Below are 21,725 nucleotides of genomic sequence, written 5' to 3'. Positions count from 1 at the left end.
ATTTTTAATTATGGAATTATGGTACACAGAAGAGCATACAGATAAGGTGCGTTTCTCAATAAAGGTAGATGAACAAGTTTATAGTGGAAAGAGTGATTTCCAAAGAATAGATGTTTTTAAATCTCAAGAATTTGGAACTTTCTTTACATTAGATGGACTTATGATGGTAACAGAAAAGGATGAATTTATATACCATGATATGATAGTTCATATTCCAATGGCTACAAATCCTAATATTAAGAATGTATTAGTTATAGGAGCTGGAGATGGTGGAACTGTAAGAGAGCTTACAAGATATGAAACTATAGAAAAAATAGATATGGTTGAAATAGATAAGCTAGTAGTTGATATTTGTAGAGAATATTTACCACAAACAGCTAGTAAGTTAGATGATCCTAGAGTAAGTTTATACTTTGAAGACGGATTAAAATTCGTACGTTCAGTAGAAGATAAATATGACTTAATAATAGTTGACTCAACAGACCCATTCGGACCAGGAGAAGGACTATTTACAAGAGAATTTTATGGAAATTGCTTTAAAGCATTAAAAGAAGATGGAATACTTGTAAATCAACATGAAAGTCCATATTATGAAGCTTATGCAAGAGGAATGAAGAGAGCTCATAAGAGAATAAAGGAATGTTTCCCTGTTTGTAGAGTTTACCAAGCTCATATTCCAACTTATCCATCAGGACATTGGCTATTTGGCTTTGCTTCAAAGAAATATGATCCATTAACTGCTGACATAGAAAAATGGAATGATTTAGGACTAAAAACTAAGTATTATAATACGGACTTACACAAAGGATGTTTTGCATTACCTAACTATGTTAAGGAAATGTTAGAGAGCGTTGATAATGAATAAGAATATAAGTACATTCATAGGATGTGAGTCAGATTATAATGAATCAAGCATAGTTGTTTTTGGAGCACCTTTTGACTCAACAACTTCTTTTAGACCAGGTACTAGATTTGCTAGTCAGGTAATGAGAGGAGAGTCTTGGGGATTAGAAAGCTATAGTCCATATCAAGATTTAGATCTTTATGATTTTAATATTTTTGATGGTGGAGAGTTGGAGCTTCCTTTTGGAAATTCAGAAGGGGCATTAGCTCAAATAGAAGAGTTTTCAACAAAGGTTGTTGAAGATGGAAAAATACCAGCTATGATAGGTGGAGAACACTTAGTAACATTAGGATCCTTTAGAGGAGTATTTAAAAAATATCCTGATGTCCATGTTATTCACTTTGATGCTCATGCAGATTTAAGAGATCATTACTTAGGTCAAAAATTATCTCATGCTACAGTTATGCATAGAGTTTGGGACTTAGTAGGGGATAATAAAATATTCCAATTTGGAATACGTTCAGGTGAAAGAGAAGAGTTCTTATGGGGAAAAGAGCATGTTTACACAAATAAGTTTAATTGTAATAACTTAGAGTATGCTTTAGAACAGGTTAAAGATAAACCTGTTTATGTAACAATAGACTTAGATGTTCTAGATCCATCAGTATTCCCAGGAACAGGTACACCAGAACCAGGTGGAGTACAGTTTACTGAACTTTTAAATTCAATATTAAAATTTAAGGGATTAAATATTGTAGGATTTGATATTAATGAATTATCACCTCAATATGATCAAACAGGAGCATCAACTGCTGTTGCGTGTAAAGTTTTAAGAGAAATGCTATTAGTAGCAAATAATAAATAGGCTCTGTTTTAGATAAATGTTGACTTTAAGCTAGCTCTTTAGACCTAGCTTAATTTCGCAAAGTATTGCTATCATCTACTCTAGAATAATGTAGTACTAACTGCTCATTAAGATGGTCTTATAGTTCTATCTAAAAATCAACACTAGTTTAAAACATAGCTAATAAATAAAATAATAATAAATATAGAGGGTTATATAGGATTCTATAAATAGACAATCCTATATAACCCTCTTTTGATTTATCTGATAATGTAAAGAACTAAAAGAGCTTGGGCAGCGAGGATTAAAGGTATTCCTATAGTAAACTTTGCATGCTTTGTTTTATGACGAAAAACATGCATTCCCCATAAGGCTCCAATGCCTCCTCCTAATATTGCCACACCTATTAGTGTATCCTCACTAATTCTCCATTGATGTTTTTTAGCCTTTTGTTTATCTATATACATTAGTACTATTGCAACTAAATTTATAACAACTAAATATGCTATTAAAAGTTCCTTCAATAATCATTCCTCCTAATTTTTTCATTAGTATTTAATATCCTTATTTTAGTTTAATTATAACTTATTTTAAAAGAAAATTATCATGAATAAATATATAAATTTCAGGTAATTTGAGGAAAAGCTATTAAAAATATTAACAGAAAATTTTTTTGAAGATTATCATTAAATAGCAACATGAAACAATAATATATATAATCACATAATAATTATTATATAGGAGAGGGTGTTTAGTATTGAAAAGTAAAAAGATAATAGCATCTTTAGTAGTTGGCTTATTTATTTCAAATAGTATTGGAGTTATGGTTAAGGCTAATCCTTTAGATTATTCGGAAGGTACTAAATTAGAAGAGAAGAAGGCAATTATTGAACAAGCAGTTCCACAAAGTGAAATGACTGCTACTGCTATGTCACAAGAAGGACAAGATCCAGCTTCAAGTGCTATTGATGGGAATTTAAATACTATGTGGCACACAAAATGGAATGAAAGTGACAAGTTGCCTCAGAGTTTAAATATTGACTTAGGAAAGTCTAGAAATATAACTAGCATATCTGTATCTCCAAGAGTTAGTGGAGAGAATGGAATAATAACAAAGTATGAAATTTATGCTATTAATAATGGTGTTGAAACATTAATTTCAGAAGGAAATTGGGAACAAAATAATTCAACTAAGATTGTTAATTTAAGTTCACTAGTTCAGGCTGAAAAAATAAAAATTACTGCTCTTCAAGGGGTAGGAGGTTTTGCTTCAATATCAGAAGTTAATGTTTATGAAAGTGGAGAAGAGGTTGATTCTATAGTTAACTATGGGAATAAAAGTATAGCAGACAATAATAGTGTGGTTGACATAACAGAGGACTTAAGTAAACTTGAAAGTTTAGAAGAAGGAACAATATTAGTAAGATTTAAAAATAAACCAGTCGGTAATGTAGAGAGTCTAATAGGGTTAAGTGATAATTCAAAAGACAATAACTATTTTTCATTATATGTTAATGAGGGAAGAGTGGGATATGAATTAAGAAGACAAGATGGTAATGGAACAACTAATTTATCTCATGTTTATGCAGATGTTGCATTTAATGAAGGAATAAATACATTAGCTTTAAAAGTTGAAAAAGGTGTTGGGGCTAAAATATATTTAAATGGAAGTTTAGTTAAAACAGAAGGAAATGCTAATATTCAATTTTTATCAGCAATAAATCTTAATAAAGGTATGATAGGAAAAACTGACAGAGCTAGTGGAAATGAATATCAGTTTAATGGAGATATAGATTTTATGGAAATATATTCAGCACCAGTATCTGATAAATATCTATTAGATAAAACAGGAGAAACTTTAGCAAGGGAGAATGATATTTTGCCAGAAAACGTTTATAAAAGTAAACCTGTAGATATTTTTGCTCCAGGAGAGTTAGAATCAAATAACTTTAGAATTCCAGCTATGATAACAACTACTGAGGGAACTGTAATTGCTGGTATAGATGCTAGAGTTGGAGGTGGACATGATTCACCTAATAATATAGACACGGCAGTAAAGAGAAGTATAGATGGGGGAAAAACGTGGGATGAAGGACAAGTTGTAATAAATTATCCAGACAGTGCATCAACCATAGATGCTAGTTTATTGCAAGACGAAGATACAGGCAGAATATTTTTACTGGTAGATGCTTTCCCAAATGGATACGGTGCATTCAAAGCTGAATTTGGAAGTGGTTTTGAGGATTTCCAAGGAGAAAGATGTATGCAGCTTTTTGATAGTTCAAACAATAAATATTTTGTGAAACCAGGAGGAACTGTTGTTGACAAGGATGGTAATCCAACAAATTATACTGTAGATGCTAATAATAATTTATATGAAAATGGAGAAAAAATAGGAAATACATTTGCTAGAGAATGTGTTTTGAAAGCTTATGGTACATCATATTTGGCTCTAATTTATAGTGATGATGATGGACAGACTTGGAGCGAGCCAAATTTAGTTTCAAGCCAATTCAAAGAAGAATGGATGAGTTTCTTAGGAACTGGTCCAGGAGCTGGTATCCAAATAAAAAATGGAGAGCTTAAGGGAAGACTTGTGTTCCCAGTTTATTATTTGAATCAATATAAAAAACAATCAAGTGCAGTAATTTATAGTGATGATAATGGAGCTACTTGGCAATTAGGAGAGTCTCCTAATGATGGAAGAATAATTAATGGACAAGGTCCTCTAGATTCTCAAACTATAAATAATTCTGCTTATGAGTTAACAGAGAGTCAGGTTGTAGAGATGCCAAATGGTCAGTTAAAACTATTTATGAGAAACTGGGGTGCTCATACTGCCATAGCTACAAGCTTCGATGGTGGAGAAACTTGGCATGAGGAAGTTGAAATGGATACTAATTTAAAAGAGCCGTATTGTCAGTTAAGTGTTATGAATTATAGTCAGAAGGTTGATGGAAAAGATGCCTTAATATTTGCTAATCCAGAGGCTACGTATCCTAATAGAGTTAATGGAACTGTTAAGATAGGTTTGATAAATGAAAATGGAACTTATGAAAATGGAGAACCAAAATATGATTTAGAGTGGAAATATAAAAAACTTGTTAAACCAGGGTATTACGCTTATTCATGTTTAACAGAATTACCGAATGGAAATATTGGTTTGTTCTATGAGGGGACTCCAACAACCAATATGTCTTATACAGAAATGAATTTAGATTATATAAAATTTAATGCTAATGAGGATGCAAATCCCGCTAAGGTTACTTCTGTGGAAAGCTTAGATGAAGATTTAAAATATAAGGTAGGTGACAGTATAGGAATTAAGGTTAATTTTGATCAAGTTGTAAGTATTATGGGAAGTAGAGAATTAATATTAGATATAGATGGAGTAGATGTTCCTTTAACTATGAAAAACTATGGAGAAGATAAGAGTGTTACCTTTGAAGGAATCATACCAGAGGAAGTAAGTACCGGTTCCTATGAAATAAAAGTTAAAGGTAATGATGCTATGGAACTTTCAACAGTTTATAATAGAGTTTCATCTTTAGGAAGTATAGATAATACAGGAATAAATATAGAGATTGGAGAGGTTAAGACAACTGTTGGTAATTCAAGCTTAGGAGTGGTGAGTGAAGTTCAGATAGGAACTAACTTCGATGTTACTTTAGGAGTAGAAGACTTAGCAGAGGATAAGGATGCATATTCAGCAGAATATATATTTGAATATAATCCAGAAATATTTACTTTAAATGAAGTAACTTCAGCTAGGGATAATTTATTTGTTGATAGTAAAGAAATTGAGCCTGGTAAGGTTAGAATATTAGTTGCTTCTTTAGGAAATGAAATAGGAAAAACCTCAGAATTAGTTAAGGTTAATTTAACTTCAAAGGCTTCTTCAGAAGCAGAGATATTAGGAGTAACAACTGCCTTGATTGGAATTGGTGATGGAAGTACTCATGAATTAGAACTTGTTAATAAAGAAGTTAAAGTTAATGAAAAAGCTTCTGGAGAAATAATAGTGAATCCTGTTCAAAATTTTGATATTCCAGAAATAAACAAGAAGGATGTTAAGTTAACATGGACAGCTCCAATAACAACTGAAGGGTTAGAAGGATATGTAATCTATAAAGATGGAAAGAAAATAAAAGAACTTCCAGCTGATGCTACAGAGTTTGTGATATCAAAATTAAATAGACATACTATTTATAACTTCAAAATAGCTGCTAAATATTCTAATGGAGAATTATCTACTAAAGAATCTAAAACAATAAGAACTTTAAGATAGAATAATTTGCGAAATTAAGTTAGGTTATAAGAGTTAACTAAAAATCAACACTGGTTTAAAATATAGATAAATCTAAAAATTATTTAATTAAATGGCTCTAAGAGATAGAATTAAGTCTTTTAGAGTCATTTTATATTTTAGAGATTTATACATTTTTATAAAGAAGGTATTTAATTTAAGATCTAAATTTATATAAATTTTGTACTTTAAACTTAGACTTTAGACAAGAAATTATATTTTTATGTATCTAAAATCATACTTCACGTACTTTTAGTCATATTAATGATTTTTTAAAAGTATACATAATAATGAGGTTAATTTTTATGTTAAGGGGGAGAGTTTATGAAAAGTAGAAAAATAATAGCGGCACTTATTGCTGGTCTAGTTATTTCTAACATAGGAGGATATGTAGTAAAGGCAAATCCAACTTTAAGTGATAATGATGTGGTTATAGAAGATAGGCAAGCTGTTGTTGAAACAGCTATTCCACAATCAGAGATGACTGCTAGTGCAACTTCTCAAGAAGGACAAGATCCGGCTTCAAGTGCTATTGATGGAAATCTAAATACTATGTGGCATACAAAATGGAATGGCAGTGACGCACTTCCTCAAAGTTTAACAGTGGATTTAGGAGGAGCTAGAAAAGTTAGTTCTATAGCTGTTACACCAAGAACTAGTCAAAGTAATGGAATTATAACTAAGTATGAAATCCATTCTGTAAATAATGGAGTTGAAACTTTAGTTGCAGAAGGAAGCTGGGAAGAAAATAATTTAGTTAAAACTGTAACTTTTGATAGCCCTGTTGATGCAGAGAAAATAAAAATAACTGCACTTCAAGGAGTAGGTGGATTTGCTTCAATAGCAGAGTTAAATGTTTATGAAACTCAGGGAGAAGTTAGTGATCTTGCTAACTATGGAAACTTGAAGATAACTAAGGAGGAAGAAAGATTAAATATAACTAGTGATTTAGAAAAATTTTCTTCTTTAGAAGAAGGAACTATAGTAACTAGATTTAATATGGATGATACTTCAATTCAGAGTTTAATTGGTTTAAGTGATGGAAATAAAGCAAATAACTATTTTTCACTTTATGTAAGTGGAGGAAAAGTAGGTTATGAGCTTAGAAGACAAGAAGGAAATGGAGATTTTAATATACATCATAGTACAGATGCTACTTTTAATAAGGGAGTAAATACTTTAGCTTTAAAAATAGAAAGCGGTGTAGGAGCTAAGATATTTTTAAATGGTTCTCTAGTTAAAAGTGTATCAGATCCAAATATTAAATTTTTAAATGCAATAAACCTTAATAGTGGATTTATTGGAAAAACTGATAGAGTAAATGGGTCTAATGAGTATTTATTTAGAGGAGATATAGATTTTATGGATATTTATGCTGAACCTATAAGTGATAATTACTTATTAAGAAAAACAGGAGAAACTAAAACACCAGCCGAGGATAGTTTATTACCAGATGATGTTTATAAGACAGAACCAATAGATTTATTCTATCCTGGATATTTAGGATCAAGAGGATATAGAATTCCAGCTTTAGAAACTACTAAGGAGGGAACTATTTTAGCATCTATAGATGTTAGAAATAATGGAGATCATGATGCTCCACATAATAATATAGATGTTGGAATAAGAAGAAAAGAGTTAAATGGAGATTGGGAAGAGGCTCAAGTAATAGTAAATTACCCGGGCCAATCAGCAGCTATAGATACTTCTCTTATGTCAGCTATGATTGAAGAGGATGGAGTTGAAAAAGAGAGATTATTCCTTATAGTTACCCATTTCCCAGAAGGATATGGATTCCCTAATACAGGTGGCGGAAGTGGATATAAAGAAATTGATGGAAAGTATTATTTTATATTAAAGGATGCTCAAAATAACGAATACACAGTTAGAGAAGAAGGTATTGTTTATGATGCAGAGGGTAATCCAACTGATTATGTAATGGAAAATGATAAAACTCTTCTTCAAAATGGAACAGAGATTGGAAATGCTTTATTAAGTAATGCTCCACTTAAGGCTATTGGAACAGCATATATTCATATGACTTATAGTGATGATGATGGTAAGACATGGAGTGAAGTTGAGGACTTAAATCCAGGACTTAAGAAAGAGTGGATGAAATTCTTTGGAACTGCACCAGGAAAGGGTATCCAAATAAAAAATGGAGAGCATAAAGGAAGATTAGTATTCCCTATATACTATACTAATCAAAATAACTTCCAATCAAGTGCTGTGATTTATAGTGATGACTTCGGAAAGAATTGGCAGTTAGGAGAGTCACCAATAGATACAGATTCAGTAAGTTCTGAAACAGTTTCTTCAGGAACTCAGTTAACAGAGTGCCAAGTAGTTGAAATGCCAAATGGACAACTTAAATTATTTATGAGAAATACAGGTTCATATACAAGGATTGCTACTAGCTTTGATGGAGGAGCAACATGGCATGATGAAGTTCCAGAGGATACTTCTTTAAGAGAACCATATTGTCAGTTAAGTGTTATAAATTATAGTGGAAAAATAAATGGTAAAGATGTAATTATATTCTCAAATCCAGATGCAAGTGGAAGAACAAATGGAAGTGTTAAAGTTGGCTTAATAAATGAAAATGGAACTTATGAAAATGGTGAACCAAGATATGAGTTCGATTGGATTTATAATAAAACTGTTAAACCAGGTTCATTCTCTTATTCTTGTTTAACAGAGTTACCAGATGGAAATTTAGGGTTATTCTATGAAGGTGAAGGCGCAAGCAGAATGGCATATACCGAGTTTGATTTTAATTATCTTCAGTTTAATGCCTCAGAAGATGCGCCAGCAGCTACTGTTAAATCAATTGAAAGCTTAGATGAAGATTTAGTTTATAATACTGGAGATAAAATTTCAGTTAAGGCAAATTTAAACCAAGTAGCAAGTATTATTGGAGATAGAACTTTAACTTTAGATATCGGCGGAATAGATGTTTCATTAAATATGGTTAATTATGAAGGCAAAGATTCAATTATATTTGAGGGAACTATACCAGAGGGAATTGCTCCGGGAAGCTATGAAATAAAGGTTAAAGCAAATGAAGCTATGGAATTATCTACTGTTTATGATAAAATTTCAACTTTAAATGCATTAGATAATACTGGGCTTACAGTTCAAGTTGGAGAGGTTAAGACAACTGTCGGTAATTCAATTTTAGAAGTAGATAGTGAAGTTCAAGTAGGAACAGCCTTTAATGTTACTTTAGGAGTAGAGGATTTATCAGAGGATAAGGAGACATATTCAGCAGAGTATATATTTGAATATAATCCAGAAATATTTACTTTAAATGAAGTGACCTCAGCTAGTGATACTTTATTTGTTAATAGTAAAGAAGTTGAGCCTGGTAAGGTTAGAATATTAGTTTCTTCTTTAGGAAATGAGATAGGAAAAACATCAGAATTAGTTAAGGTTAATTTAACTCCAAAGGCTTCTTCAGAAGTTGAAGTGTTAGGAATAACAACTGCCTTAATTGGAGATGGTGATGGAAGTACTCATGAATTAGAACTTGTTAATAAAGAGGTTAAAGTTAATGAAAAGACTTCTGGAGAAATAATAGTGAATCCTGTTCAAAACTTTGATATACCAGAAGTAAATAAAAAGGATGTTAAGTTAACATGGACAGCTCCAATAACAATTGAGGGATTAGAAGGATATGTAATCTATAAAGATGGAAAGAAAATAAAAGAACTTTCAGCTGATGTTACAGAGTTTGTAGCGACTGAATTAAGTAGACATACTATTTATAACTTTAAAGTAGCAGCAAAATATTCTAATGGAGAATTATCTACTAAAGAATCTAAAACAATAAGAACTCTAAGATAGAGTAAAACAAAGTTTTATTATATAAAACTTTGTTTTAGATTAATACTGATTCAGGTTAATTCTTTAGAGTGTTAATGTTATTTTAAAATTCTATTTGAAAATCAACAATAATTAAAAATAGAATTTAAACTAAAAATTATTTAATAAATGGCTTTAAGAGATTAAGTAAATCTTTTAAAGCCATTTTTTGATTTCTATCAAACAGAAAAAGCTTTTTAAGGCTAGTATTCTTACTTAGATAAAATGAGACTTAATTCAGAGATAGCTTAATGCGAACTCTGAATTTAAGTCGAATTTATCTAGAGCGTAGAAACCTCTGGATGACAGTTTTAATAAGCTGGAATCTTAGAATTATTAGCTATAGGAAATGTAATACTAACGGCTTATTAAGATGGTCTTACAGTTTTATTTTAAAAAATCAACACTAGTTTAAAATAGAGATTTTAATGAAGATAATAAAGAGATTTTATAATTTTTAGAATTAAAGTATCTTAAAATGTTGAAAAAAAAGGGTGAAAAGTATTTTTTTATGAATTAAAGAGTATATTTTACATATTTTTAGTCATATTAATAGTCTTTGAAACGTATACATAATAATGAGGTTAATTATTAAATTTAGGGGGAGAGTTGATGAAAAGTAAAAAAATAATAGCAGCACTTGTAGCTGGTTTAGTTATTTCTAGTACTGGAGGGTACTTAGTAAAGGCAAATCCAGCTTCAAGTGATAATGATGTAATAATGCAAAGTGAAGAGGTTAAAATAACTATAGGTAATTCATCTTTAGGCGTATCTAGTGAAGTTGAGGTGGGAACTGCTTTTGATGTTTCTTTAGGAGTAGAAGATTTAGCAGAGGATAAGGATGCATATTCAGCAGAATATATGTTTGAATATAATCCAGAAATATTTACTTTAAATGAAGTGACTTTAGCTAGTGATACTTTATTTGTTAATAGTAAAGAGGTTGAGCCTGGCAAGGTTAGAATATTAGTGGCTTCTTTAGGAAATGAAATAGAAAAAACATCAAATTTAGTTAAGGTTAATTTAACTCCAAAGGTTTCTTCAGAAGTTGAGGTATTAGAAATAACAACTGCTTTAATTGGAACTGGGGATGGAAGTACCCATGAATTAGAACTTGTTAATAAAGAAGTTACGGTTAAGGAACAGGGTTCAGGAGTTATAGTTGTAAATCCAGTTAGAAACTTCGATATTACAGATATAAATAAAAAGGATGTTAAGTTGATATGGGATGCACCAGAAACTATAGAAGGATTAGAAGGATATGTAATCTATAAAGATGGAAAGAAAATAAAGGAACTTCCAGCTGATACTACTGAGTTCGTAGCATCAAAATTAAATAGAAATACTATTTATAACTTTAAAATAGCTGCTAAATATTCTAATGGAGAGTTATCAACTGAAGAATCTAAAAATATTAGAACAGCTAGATAATGAATAAATTTATAACTTGATGTAAATAAATAGAAAAATAGTAATATTATGTGATGGTAGTGAATATAAATATTTATGTAGTCGATTAAATTAAGTATATATATTATGTATATAAAAATGAAATGTTTGGGGGAGAATTTTTATGAAGAAAAAAGTAATTGGAATGTTATTAGCAGGTACATTAATGGTAGGAGCAGTTGGATCATACGCTTGGTTCACAGATCAAGCTAAAGTAAATGGAGACATAAAACTTACTATGGGTACATTAGATGTTAAAGTTATTGATTCTGAAAGAGGATGGACAGTTGAAGATGAAACTTCAGAAATATTAAACAAAGATAATAGAAATTCATTTAAAAATGTTAGACCAGGAGATACTTTTGCAAGAGATTTCTTAGTTCAAAACGTTGGAACTTTAAAGCAAAATGTAACAGTTGAAATAAATCCAGAGTTATTAAACCTTGAATTAAAAGATGGAATAACTTTTGATGATGTATTTAATGTAAGCTTCTCAACTGAGTTATCACCACTAGCATTAGAAAATGATGGAAAAGTAACATTTGAATTAGATTCAGTTGAAACTGCTGTTGAAAATGAAATCGGTGGATATACTGATGCTAAGAAAGTTGTTGTTAACTTAGAAGTAGATCCAGAAGCTATGGGTAATGAGTTTAATGCTTTAGGAAATGTTTATAAAGAAGTTATAAACTTAAATAACATAAAAGATGCTGATGGAAACAAAATTCCATTATTAGTTGTAGATGCTCAACAAGTTAATAAATAATAATAAATTAAAATAAAAAAAAACAGAGTCTTTTGACTCTGTTTTTTTATTGTGATTAAGGTTTAAGGGATTTTAAAGTTTATAATTAGATTTTTAAAATAAATAATATTTTAAAAATATTATTTATAATTTGGTTTAAATCTTTTTAATCTTAAAGCGTTTAGTAATACAGATACTGAACTAAAGCTCATAGCAAGAGCACCTATCATTGGGTTAAGTAATGGACCACCAAATATATGAAGTATTCCCATAGCTACTGGGATACCTAAGGTATTGTATCCAAATGCCCAGAATAAGTTTTCTCTTATATTTTTCATTGTTTGTCTGCTTAATTGAATAGCTCCAACAACATGTAGAATATCACCTTTCATTAGAACTATGTCAGCAGATTCCATTGCTATATCTGTTCCAGAGCCTATTGCCATTCCTATGTCAGCAATAGCTAGGGCAGGGGCATCGTTTATACCATCTCCAACCATGGCAACTTTTTTGCCTTCATTTTGAAGTTCTTTAACTTTTTCAGCTTTTTCTTGAGGAAGAACCTCTGCTATAACTCTATCTACACCAACTTCTTTTGCAATAGCCTTAGCAGTTTTCAAGTTATCTCCTGTTAACATAACAACTTCAAGTCCCATTTTTTGAAGAGTTTCTATAGCTTTTTTACTTGTTTCCTTTACTGTATCAGCAACGGCAATTATTCCAGCTATCTTTCCATTTAGGGCAATGAACATTGGAGTTTTACCTTTTGAAGCTAATTCTTCAGAAATTTTTAATAGACTTCCAAGAGCTATATTTTTTTCATTCATAAGCTTTTGATTACCTAGTAAAACTAAATTATCATCAATAGAGCATTCAATTCCCTTACCTGGTATTGCTTCAAAGTTTGAAACAGTTTTTAAAGTAAGATGTTTTTCTTCAGCATCTTTAACGATAGCTTCCCCAAGAGGGTGTTCAGAACCTTTTTCAGCTGAGGCAGCTATTATAAGAAGTTCTTCTTTTGAAAAATCTTCACATATAATATCTGTAACCTTAGGTTTTCCCTGAGTTATTGTTCCTGTTTTATCAAATACTACAGTATTTAAGTTTTGAGTAGTTTCTAAAGCTTCACCACTCTTAATAAGAATTCCATTTTCAGCTCCTTTACCTGTACCAACCATAATAGCTGTTGGAGTAGCCAATCCTAAAGCACATGGACAAGCTATTACTAAGACAGATATAAATATTGTAAGAGCGAAGATTTTACTTTCACCAGAGAAATACCAAGCTAAACTTGAAATAACAGCTAAGGTAATTACTACAGGCACAAAATAACCTGAAATTGTATCAGCTAATTTAGCAATAGGAGCTTTAGAACCTTGAGCATCTTCAACTAACTTAACTATTTGAGAGATTACAGTATCTTTACCTACTTTTGTAGCTTTATAAACAATTCTTCCGTTTTTATTGATACTAGCACCAAACACAGTGTCTCCAACATTTTTTTCTGCTGGAATACTTTCACCAGTTAGCATACTTTCATCAATTGATGTATATCCTTCAACAACCTCACCATCTACAGGAAGTTTTTCACCAGGTTTAACAAGAATTAAGTCACCAACTTGAACATCATCAATAGAAACAACTTTTTCTTTTCCATCAACAAGAATAGTAGCAGTTTTAGGAGCTAATCCCATTAATTTTTTAATTGCTTCAGATGTTTTTCCTTTAGTTAAAGTTTCTAAATATTTACCTAAGCTTATTAAAGTAAGTATTGTTCCTGCTGATTCAAAATATAATTGCATTGCATAATTACTATCTCCCATATAGATATGGTATATAGCAAATATTCCATAAGCATATGCGGCACCAGCACCTATAGCAATTAAGGAATCCATGTTTGGACTTCTCATAAATAAGTTTTTAAATCCATGAATGAAGAAATCTCTACATATGAATATAACTATAGTTGTAAGAACAAACTGAATAAGTGCGAAATTTAATGGGTTATACATTGGATCTATTATATGAGGTAAGTGAAGACCAAACATATGTCCCATTGAAATTATAAATAGTGGAATAGTAAACACTGCTGACCATATAAGTCTATTTTTCATTTTTTTAGTTTCTTTTTCCTTAGTTTTTTGATGTTCATCTTCTTGTGAAGCATCTAAAAGTTTATATCCTAGTTTTTCGACCTTAGCTTTTATGTCGTTTATAGAAACTTTGTCTTTATCAAAGTTTATGTTTAGGGTAGAGTTTGCAAAGTTGACATTTGATTTTTCTACACCATCCATTTTACTTGTTACTTTTTCAATTCTAGCTGCACAGGCAGAGCAGGTCATACCTTCAACTTTAAATGAAGCTGATTGATTATTGCCTTTTAATTCAAAGCCTAATTTTTTTACTTTATCTTTAATTTCATTTATTGAAACTTCATCTTTGTTGTATTCTAATTGAAGATTTTCACTAGCTAAATTAACTGATGCATTAGAAATTCCAGGTAGTTTATTTAATGTTTTCTCAATTTTTGCTGCACATGAAGCGCAATGCATACCTGATACCTTAAAAGTTTCTTTTTTAGTATTTTGAACTATTGAAAAACCAAGTTTATTGATTTTTTCTTCTATTTCTTTAAATGTTATTAGGTTTTCATCAAATTCTAAGTTTAATTTTTCTGTTGCAAAATTAACATTAGCTTTTGATATGCCATTGACTTTTCCTAGAACTTTTTCGATTCTAGCAGCACAAGCGGCACAACTCATGCCTTTTATTTTTAATGATTTATTTATCATAAAATAATTAGCTGTTAAATTTCTTCTATAAATTTAACATTAATAAGAAGAAATAACAGTTTGCCTCCTTTAATTAAATTAACCACCCCCAGGGGGTGGGGTATAATACTAATATACTCCTTGAATTTTTTTTTGTCAACAATGAAGTAATAATTTTTATCAATTAAATTTTAGAAGAATTTAATCGAGTTTTTTAGGAACTATATTTTTAGTTTATCTAAGATATAAAAAATTATTTAAAGAGCAAAGACTAAATTTTTTTGATATAGATACTAATAAAAAGTAAGAAAAATCACAAGATAAGATAAGAAGTTACTTTAGAAAATTAAATGAGGTGAGCATATGAAAAAGTTACTTTATATTACAGTGAATTCAAAACCAGAAAAGTTTTCATCAAGCAAAACAATTGGAAGAGCTTTTGTAAGTAGGTTTTTAGAACTAAATCCTGAATTCGAGGTTGAAGAAGTAGATTTATATAAAGACTTTATACCTAGATTAGAGGATAAACATTTTTCAGGAAGAAGTTGTGTAGTTGATGGTGAAAAACCTGATTTAGATGAACAAACTAAAAAAGAAGTTAAGAGAATAATTGAATTAAGCGAACAATTTAAGAGTGCAGATTTATATGTAATTGCAGCACCATTATGGACATTATCTTTCCCAGCACCTTTAAAAGAGTACATAGATTGTATTGTGCAAAATAAGATAACAATAAAAATTTCTCAAGATGAAGTAAAAGGATTATTAGATGATAAGCAGAGAGAAATGGTTTATATACAATCTTCAGGTGGAGAGATACCTTGGTTTGCTAAGGGTGGATTAAATATAGGACTAAACTATGTTGAAGATATAATGAAATTCTTGGGGATAAAGAAATTTCATCAGCTTTTAGTTGACGGCACAGGCTCTAGTATAGAACAAAAGTTTAAGGCTGAAGATAAAGCTGTTGAAAAGATCGATGATGTAGTAAAGAGTATATATTTTAGTAACAAAGGTTAATCATATAATTTAAAAGTATTTGGCTATGTTTTAAAGAAGTAAATCAAAGCATAGCCTAATTTATTTAATAAAAGGCTTAGATATAGAAATGAGATTTATAAATTGTTTCATAAATTACTTGTTGACAGAAAAACCTTTACATTATATTATGGAGATAACATATACGTACAAGTTTGGAGTTGCATAGGAGGAGAAGAGAATGGAGAAAAAATGGTGGCATAGCTCAGTGGTATATCAAATATATCCTAGAAGCTTTAATGATAGTAATAATGACGGAATTGGTGATATAAATGGAATAAGAGAAAAGCTTGATTATTTAAAAGAGTTAGGAATTGATGTTATTTGGTTAAGTCCGGTATATAAATCACCTAATGATGACAATGGATATGATATAAGTGATTATTGTGACATAATGGATGAGTTTGGTACTATGGAAGATATGGACAACCTTCTTAAGGGGGCTAAAGAAAGAGGAATAAAAATTCTTATGGATTTAGTAGTAAACCATACATCTGATGAGCATAAATGGTTTATTGAGGCTAAAAAGTCAAAGGATAATGAGTATAGAGATTATTATGTTTGGCGAGATCCAGTTAATGGTAAGGAACCAAATGAATTAGGTTCAACCTTTGGGGGAAGTGCTTGGGAATATGATGAAGCATCAGGACAATATTATTTACACTTATTTAGTAAGAAACAACCAGATTTAAACTGGGAAAATGAAAAAGTGCGTAAAGAGGTTTGGGATTTAATCAATTTCTGGATAGAAAAAGGAATTGGTGGATTCAGAATGGATGTAATTGATCTCATCGGAAAGGTTCCAGATGAAATGATAAAGGAAAATGGCCCAAAACTTCATGAATATTTAAGAGAAATGAATGAAAAATCTTTTGGGAAACATGATTTGTTAACAGTTGGGGAAACTTGGGGAGCAACTCCAGAGGTTGCTAAGCTTTATTCAAATCCTAAGAGAAATGAATTAAGCATGGTATTTCAATTTGAACATATAAGTTTAGATAAAATTCCTGGAAAGAGAAAGTGGGATTTAAAACCTCTAGATTTAAGAGATTTAAAGAGAGTTTTATCTAAGTGGCAAACTGAGCTAGATGGAGATGGATGGAACAGCTTATTCTGGAATAACCATGACTTACCAAGAATAGTTTCAAGATGGGGAAATGATAAAGAATATAGAGTTGAAAGTGCAAAAATGCTTGCAACACTTCTCCATGGAATGAAAGGAACTCCTTATATATATCAAGGTGAAGAGCTTGGTATGACTAATATAAGGTTTGAATCTATAGACATGTATGATGATATAGAAATTCATAATATGTATAAAGAAAGAATAGCTCAAGGATATAAACATGAAGATATTATGGAATCTATTTATGCTAAAGGAAGAGATAATGCTCGTACACCAATGCAATGGGATGATTCAGAATTTGGTGGTTTTTCAACTGTAGAACCTTGGATTGGAGTAAACTCAAACTATAAAACTATAAATGCCAAAGAAGCATTAGAAAATAAAGATTCAATTTTCTATCACTATAAGAAGCTTATTGACATAAGAAAAAATAGTGAAACCATAATTTATGGTGATTATGAATTATTAAATCCTGAGGATGAAAATGTATTTGCTTACACAAGGGAACTAAATGGAGAAAAAATACTAGTTGTATGTAATTTTAAAGAAAATCCAGCAGAGTTTTCTTTAGAAGAAGAGTTAGAAAAAGATCCAGAGATTTTACTAAGTAATTACAATGATTCAGGGATGGACTTAGGAAGATTAAGTTTAAGACCTTATGAATCTATAATGTACAAAGTTAAATAGATTAGTATATAAAATAAGTAGGTCTGTATTTAGAGTGAATTTTAAATACAGGCTTTTATTTTAAGATTAAAGGTATAATTACTAAGCTTTTTAGGTTTAGTTTAGGATAAATGATGGATTGAAATATAATGTTATATAAGAAAAGAGAATGGATGTTTGCAATTGTTTGTGTTATATGTTATAATATGAATTCAGCTTGTGGGTTTAAAAAGCTGATTGGAAAATATAAAAAATTTATATTTAATAATTAAATAAAGTTTAGAGTTTGTTCTCAGGTTTAAAAAGGTATAGAAGAGAGAGAAAATATACAAATTAAATTACAAGTCGGTAAATTGTAATTCACTTCAAAAGAGAAGATTTTTCACTTCAATAGGTTATAGATATTATTTTATACTAATGTTTTAATAAAAGTTATAAAAACATGATAAATGGTATGAAAATAATATAACACCTAAAATATTCTTATAAATCCAGTAAATGATTTTAAAATATAGTATTAATTTAGGATAGTTCTAATTATATAGGATTATTTAGTGAACATTTATAGACCATTTATTAAAATAATAAAGTGCTAGTTAGAGATTATTTATAATAATATTTGATTAGTTTAGTTTTGATTGATAAAAATAGAATATATTCATGCTAGTTGTTAACTCAAGAGAGAAACTAGATGATTTTTAATGCTTAAATTTAGGCCTGAAATAAACAATAAATAAAATAAAGAAATATGATTTATAAAAATAATAAATTAGATATTTAAAGGAGGATTAATTTGTTAATATATAAAATTTGTAATGAATTTAGTAAAAATAAAAAAAATAAAAGAAAAACAAGTAAAGATGTGAAGAAGATTTTAAAAGATGTTAAAAATAAATAGTTTTATTATGTAGAGCACTGTTTTATATAATAGTGTTTTTTTATTATTTAAATTATATATTTAATAGTTTTTAAATGAGGAAATATAACTATTAATGTGAAAGAAGATGACATTCAGTGTGTAGTAAATTTTAGATAACAAGTTTAAGGTTAGATGTATTGAGATTTGCATTTAACTTTATATCATGTTACAATGAACTGGCAACTTGATATAAAAATAAAAGTTGGCAGTAGAAAAGGGGGTTTTTTAATGATAGAAGTAAGAAATGTATCTAAACAAATTGGGGATAGAAAGATACTAGATAATATTTCTCTAACTATTGATAAAGGAAGTTTAGTTGTTTTAATAGGTTCTAGTGGATGTGGTAAGACCACTACTTTAAAGCTTATTAATAAGTTAATAACACCTACTTCAGGTGAAATATTTATAAATGGAAAACCTTTGTCTAAAGAAGATCCAATTGAGTTAAGAAGAAAAGTTGGATATGTAATTCAGAATAATGGTTTATTTCCACATCTAACTATTAAGGAAAATATAGAACTTATTCCAAGACTTAAGAAGGATAAGGAAATTGAGAAAATAGAACAGACAACTATAGATCTTTTGAATATGGTTGGATTAGATCCAGAAATTTATTTAAACAAATATCCATCAGAACTTAGTGGAGGACAGCAACAGAGGGTAGGATTTGCCAGAGCCTTTGCAACAGATGCAGAGATAATTTTAATGGACGAGCCATTTAGTGCTTTAGATCCAATAACTCGTACTTCACTTCAAGAAGAGCTTTTTACAATTCAAGAGGAATTAAAGAAAACAATTATTTTCGTTACTCATGATATGGATGAAGCTTTAAAGATAGCTGATAAGATATGCATAATGAATGGAGGAAGAATAGCTCAATATGACACTCCAGAAAATATTCTTAGAAATCCAGCAAATGATTTTGTTAGAGATTTCATAGGATCAGATAGAGTTTGGAATAACCCAGATTTTATAAAAGCTAGGGATATAATGATAAAAAATCCTGTTTCTGTTAAAGGTGCAAGAACCATATTACAAGGAATTGAAATAATGAGAAGTAATAAGGTAGATAGTTTATTAATTGTAGATAAAGAAAATATCCTTAAGGGTATTGTTACCTTTAAGGATATAAAGACTACAAATGAAAAATCTAGAGCACTTTCAGAAATTATGAGTGAAAATCCACTTAGAGTTAATGAAGAGGATAGTTTAGTGGATATTTTAACTATAATGAATGAAAATTCAGTAGGGTTCATACCAGTTGTTAATGCAGAGGAGAAACTGGTAGGACTTATAACAAGAAGTAGTTTACTTTCAATATTAAGTGATCAGTTCTTGGATATGGAGGTGAATATATTTGAATAATTTATTACAATATATAGTTTCACAAAAAACTCAGATATTAGATTTATTAGTTCAACATATATATTTAACACTTGCAGCTATAGGAATAGCTATAGTTATAGGAATACCTTTAGGGATTATTGTTTCTAGGGTTAAGTTTTTAAGAAAGCCGATTATTGGATTTGTTAATTTAGTACAAGCCGTTCCTTCAATGGCTTTATTAGGATTACTTATTCCAATACTAGGAATAGGAAGTACACCAGCGATTTTTATGGTAGTAGTTTATTCATTACTTCCAATTGTTAAAAATACTTACACGGGAATTGCAAGTATAGATCCTGTGGTATTAGAATCAGCTAAAGGAATTGGACTTACTAAGAATCAGAGCTTATTTAAGATACAATTACCATTAGCATTACCAATAATAATGTCTGGTATAAGAATATCAGCAGTTACTGCTGTAGGTCTTATGACTTTAGCGGCCTTCATTGGTGCTGGTGGACTTGGATACTTAGTATTCTCAGGAGTTCAAACAGTAAATAATAATATGATTTTAGCAGGAGCTATACCAGCTTGTATTTTAGCTTTAATAGTTGATTTTATTTTTGGAAAAATAGAGGTAGCTGTTACACCAAAAGGATTAAATAATCAGGATAAAAAGAAAAATACCTTTGTTCTTAAAATCATAGGAGTGATAATGGCAATAGCTATTTTGTTTATGGGAGTTTCTTCATTCTTATCAAGTAAGAAAAATAAAATAGTTATTGGTTCAAAAAACTTTACAGAGCAGCTTATTTTAGGAAATATGTATGCAGATTTAGTTGAGGATAAGACAGATTTAGAGGTAGAAAGAAAGTTAAATCTAGGGGGAACATCTGTTGCTTTTGGAGCTCTTGAAAAAGGGGACATAGATATGTATGTTGACTATACTGGTACATTACTTGTCAATGTTATGAAAGAAAAAAATATTGATAATAGTGTAGATTATTATGAAGATATAAAGAAAAACATGGATAGTGAACATGGATTAACATTATTAGATCCAGTAGGATTTAACAATACCTATAATTTGGCTATATCAAAAGAGTTATCTGATAAGTATGGAATAAATACCATATCAGATTTAGCTAAGCATAGTAGTGATTTAATACTATCACCAACTATGGAGTTCCAAAATAGAGAAGATGGTTTAGTTGGATTACAAAAGCATTATGGAATGAATTTTAAAAATGTTAAATCTTTAGATGGAAGTCTTAGATATTCAGCTTTAACAAGTGGAGAGTCACAGGTTATCGATGCTTTCTCTACAGATGGACTTCTTAAAAAGTTTGACTTAAAAACTTTAGAGGATGATAAGAATTTCTTTGTTAACTATAGTGCTGTACCTATAGTTAATAATAAAACTTTAGAAAAATATCCAGAGTTAAAGGATGTATTGAATTCTTTAAATGGAAAAATAGATGAACAGACTATGATTGATTTAAACTATCAGGTAGATGTTTTAGGAAAGTCACCAGAAGAGGTTGCTAAAACTTTCTTAATTCAAGAAGGTTTAATAAAAGAATAAAATAAAAATTATAAAAAGCATATTAAGATTATATAATCTTAATATGCTTTTTTATTTATCTAATTTATAATTAGTATAGTTTTGTAATAAATACCTTTTAATTTAGTTATGCCTTAGGTGAATGTTGATTTTTAGTTAGCACCTCAGACCTAACTTGAGGAGAATTATATAAAGGCCGTTTAGTTAGTAGTATTTTAAAATCAATTAAAATATTTATTTGAAACAAAAATTTAGAAACTTTT

Annotated in this window: 12 protein-coding genes; 10 read left to right on the top strand and 2 right to left on the bottom strand. The window is 29.7% G+C overall.

From position 1 onward, the window contains the following. The first annotated feature begins 10 nt into the window (after nt 1-10). A complete protein-coding gene (gene speE, locus OIF33_RS11350; protein WP_322504372.1) occupies nt 11-865 on the top strand; it encodes a polyamine aminopropyltransferase in 855 nt (284 codons plus the stop codon). Beyond that, nucleotides 858-1,709, top strand: coding sequence for an agmatinase (gene speB, locus OIF33_RS11345; protein ID WP_322504371.1), 852 nt, complete (start codon nt 858-860; stop codon nt 1,707-1,709). The genes speE and speB overlap by 8 nt, the downstream gene beginning before the upstream one ends. 239 nt (nt 1,710-1,948) lie before the next feature. On the opposite strand, the gene OIF33_RS11340 is transcribed toward speB, so the two are convergent. Continuing rightward, complete coding sequence (locus OIF33_RS11340; RefSeq protein WP_322504370.1) at nt 1,949-2,212, bottom strand: DUF1294 domain-containing protein; 264 nt, start codon at nt 2,210-2,212, stop codon at nt 1,949-1,951. A gap of 233 nt (nt 2,213-2,445) precedes the next feature. Here OIF33_RS11340 and OIF33_RS11335 point away from each other — a divergent pair, with 233 nt between their 5' ends. The 4 genes from OIF33_RS11335 (at nt 2,446) to OIF33_RS11320 (ending at nt 12,073) form a co-directional block, all read left to right on the top strand. Then, nucleotides 2,446-5,976, top strand: a complete 3,531-nt coding sequence (locus OIF33_RS11335; RefSeq protein ID WP_322504369.1) for a sialidase domain-containing protein — start codon at nt 2,446-2,448, stop codon at nt 5,974-5,976. Between the two features lie 342 nt (nt 5,977-6,318). Beyond that, nucleotides 6,319-9,840, top strand: a complete 3,522-nt coding sequence (locus OIF33_RS11330; RefSeq protein ID WP_322504368.1) for a sialidase domain-containing protein — start codon at nt 6,319-6,321, stop codon at nt 9,838-9,840. Between the two features lie 630 nt (nt 9,841-10,470). After that, nucleotides 10,471-11,289: a cohesin domain-containing protein gene (locus OIF33_RS11325; protein WP_416173358.1), complete on the top strand. Its 819-nt coding sequence runs from the start codon at nt 10,471-10,473 to the stop codon at nt 11,287-11,289. 142 nt (nt 11,290-11,431) lie between these two features. Further along, nucleotides 11,432-12,073 (top strand): TasA family protein, encoded by a 642-nt coding sequence (locus OIF33_RS11320; protein WP_322504367.1) that lies wholly within the window; start codon nt 11,432-11,434, stop codon nt 12,071-12,073. A 119-nt stretch (nt 12,074-12,192) separates the two neighbouring features. Here OIF33_RS11320 and OIF33_RS11315 read toward each other — a convergent pair whose 3' ends face one another. Continuing rightward, a complete protein-coding gene (locus OIF33_RS11315; protein ID WP_322504366.1) occupies nt 12,193-14,844 on the bottom strand; it encodes a heavy metal translocating P-type ATPase in 2,652 nt (883 codons plus the stop codon). Nucleotides 14,845-15,186: 342 nt separating this feature from the next. Between OIF33_RS11315 and OIF33_RS11310 the strand changes: the two genes are divergently transcribed. From OIF33_RS11310 to OIF33_RS11295, 4 genes are all read left to right on the top strand, one after another. Then, a complete protein-coding gene (locus OIF33_RS11310) occupies nt 15,187-15,843 on the top strand; it encodes an FMN-dependent NADH-azoreductase (RefSeq protein ID WP_322504365.1) in 657 nt (218 codons plus the stop codon). Nucleotides 15,844-16,042: 199 nt separating this feature from the next. Continuing rightward, nucleotides 16,043-17,674, top strand: coding sequence for an alpha-glucosidase (locus OIF33_RS11305; RefSeq protein WP_322504364.1), 1,632 nt, complete (start codon nt 16,043-16,045; stop codon nt 17,672-17,674). 1,126 nt (nt 17,675-18,800) lie between these two features. Further along, nucleotides 18,801-19,937, top strand: a complete 1,137-nt coding sequence (locus tag OIF33_RS11300; protein ID WP_322504363.1) for an ABC transporter ATP-binding protein — start codon at nt 18,801-18,803, stop codon at nt 19,935-19,937. Continuing rightward, complete coding sequence (locus tag OIF33_RS11295; RefSeq protein WP_322504362.1) at nt 19,930-21,483, top strand: glycine betaine ABC transporter substrate-binding protein; 1,554 nt, start codon at nt 19,930-19,932, stop codon at nt 21,481-21,483. Before OIF33_RS11300 ends, OIF33_RS11295 begins: the two co-directional genes overlap by 8 nt. Nucleotides 21,484-21,725: the final 242 nt, after the last annotated feature.

Origin of the sequence: Clostridium sp. LIBA-8841 (assembly GCF_034439435.1) — a bacterium.
Lineage (GTDB): Bacteria > Bacillota > Clostridia > Clostridiales > Clostridiaceae > Sarcina.
The sequence above is the reverse complement of the archived record's forward strand: the minus strand, read 5'-3'. Positions and strand labels throughout refer to the sequence as shown.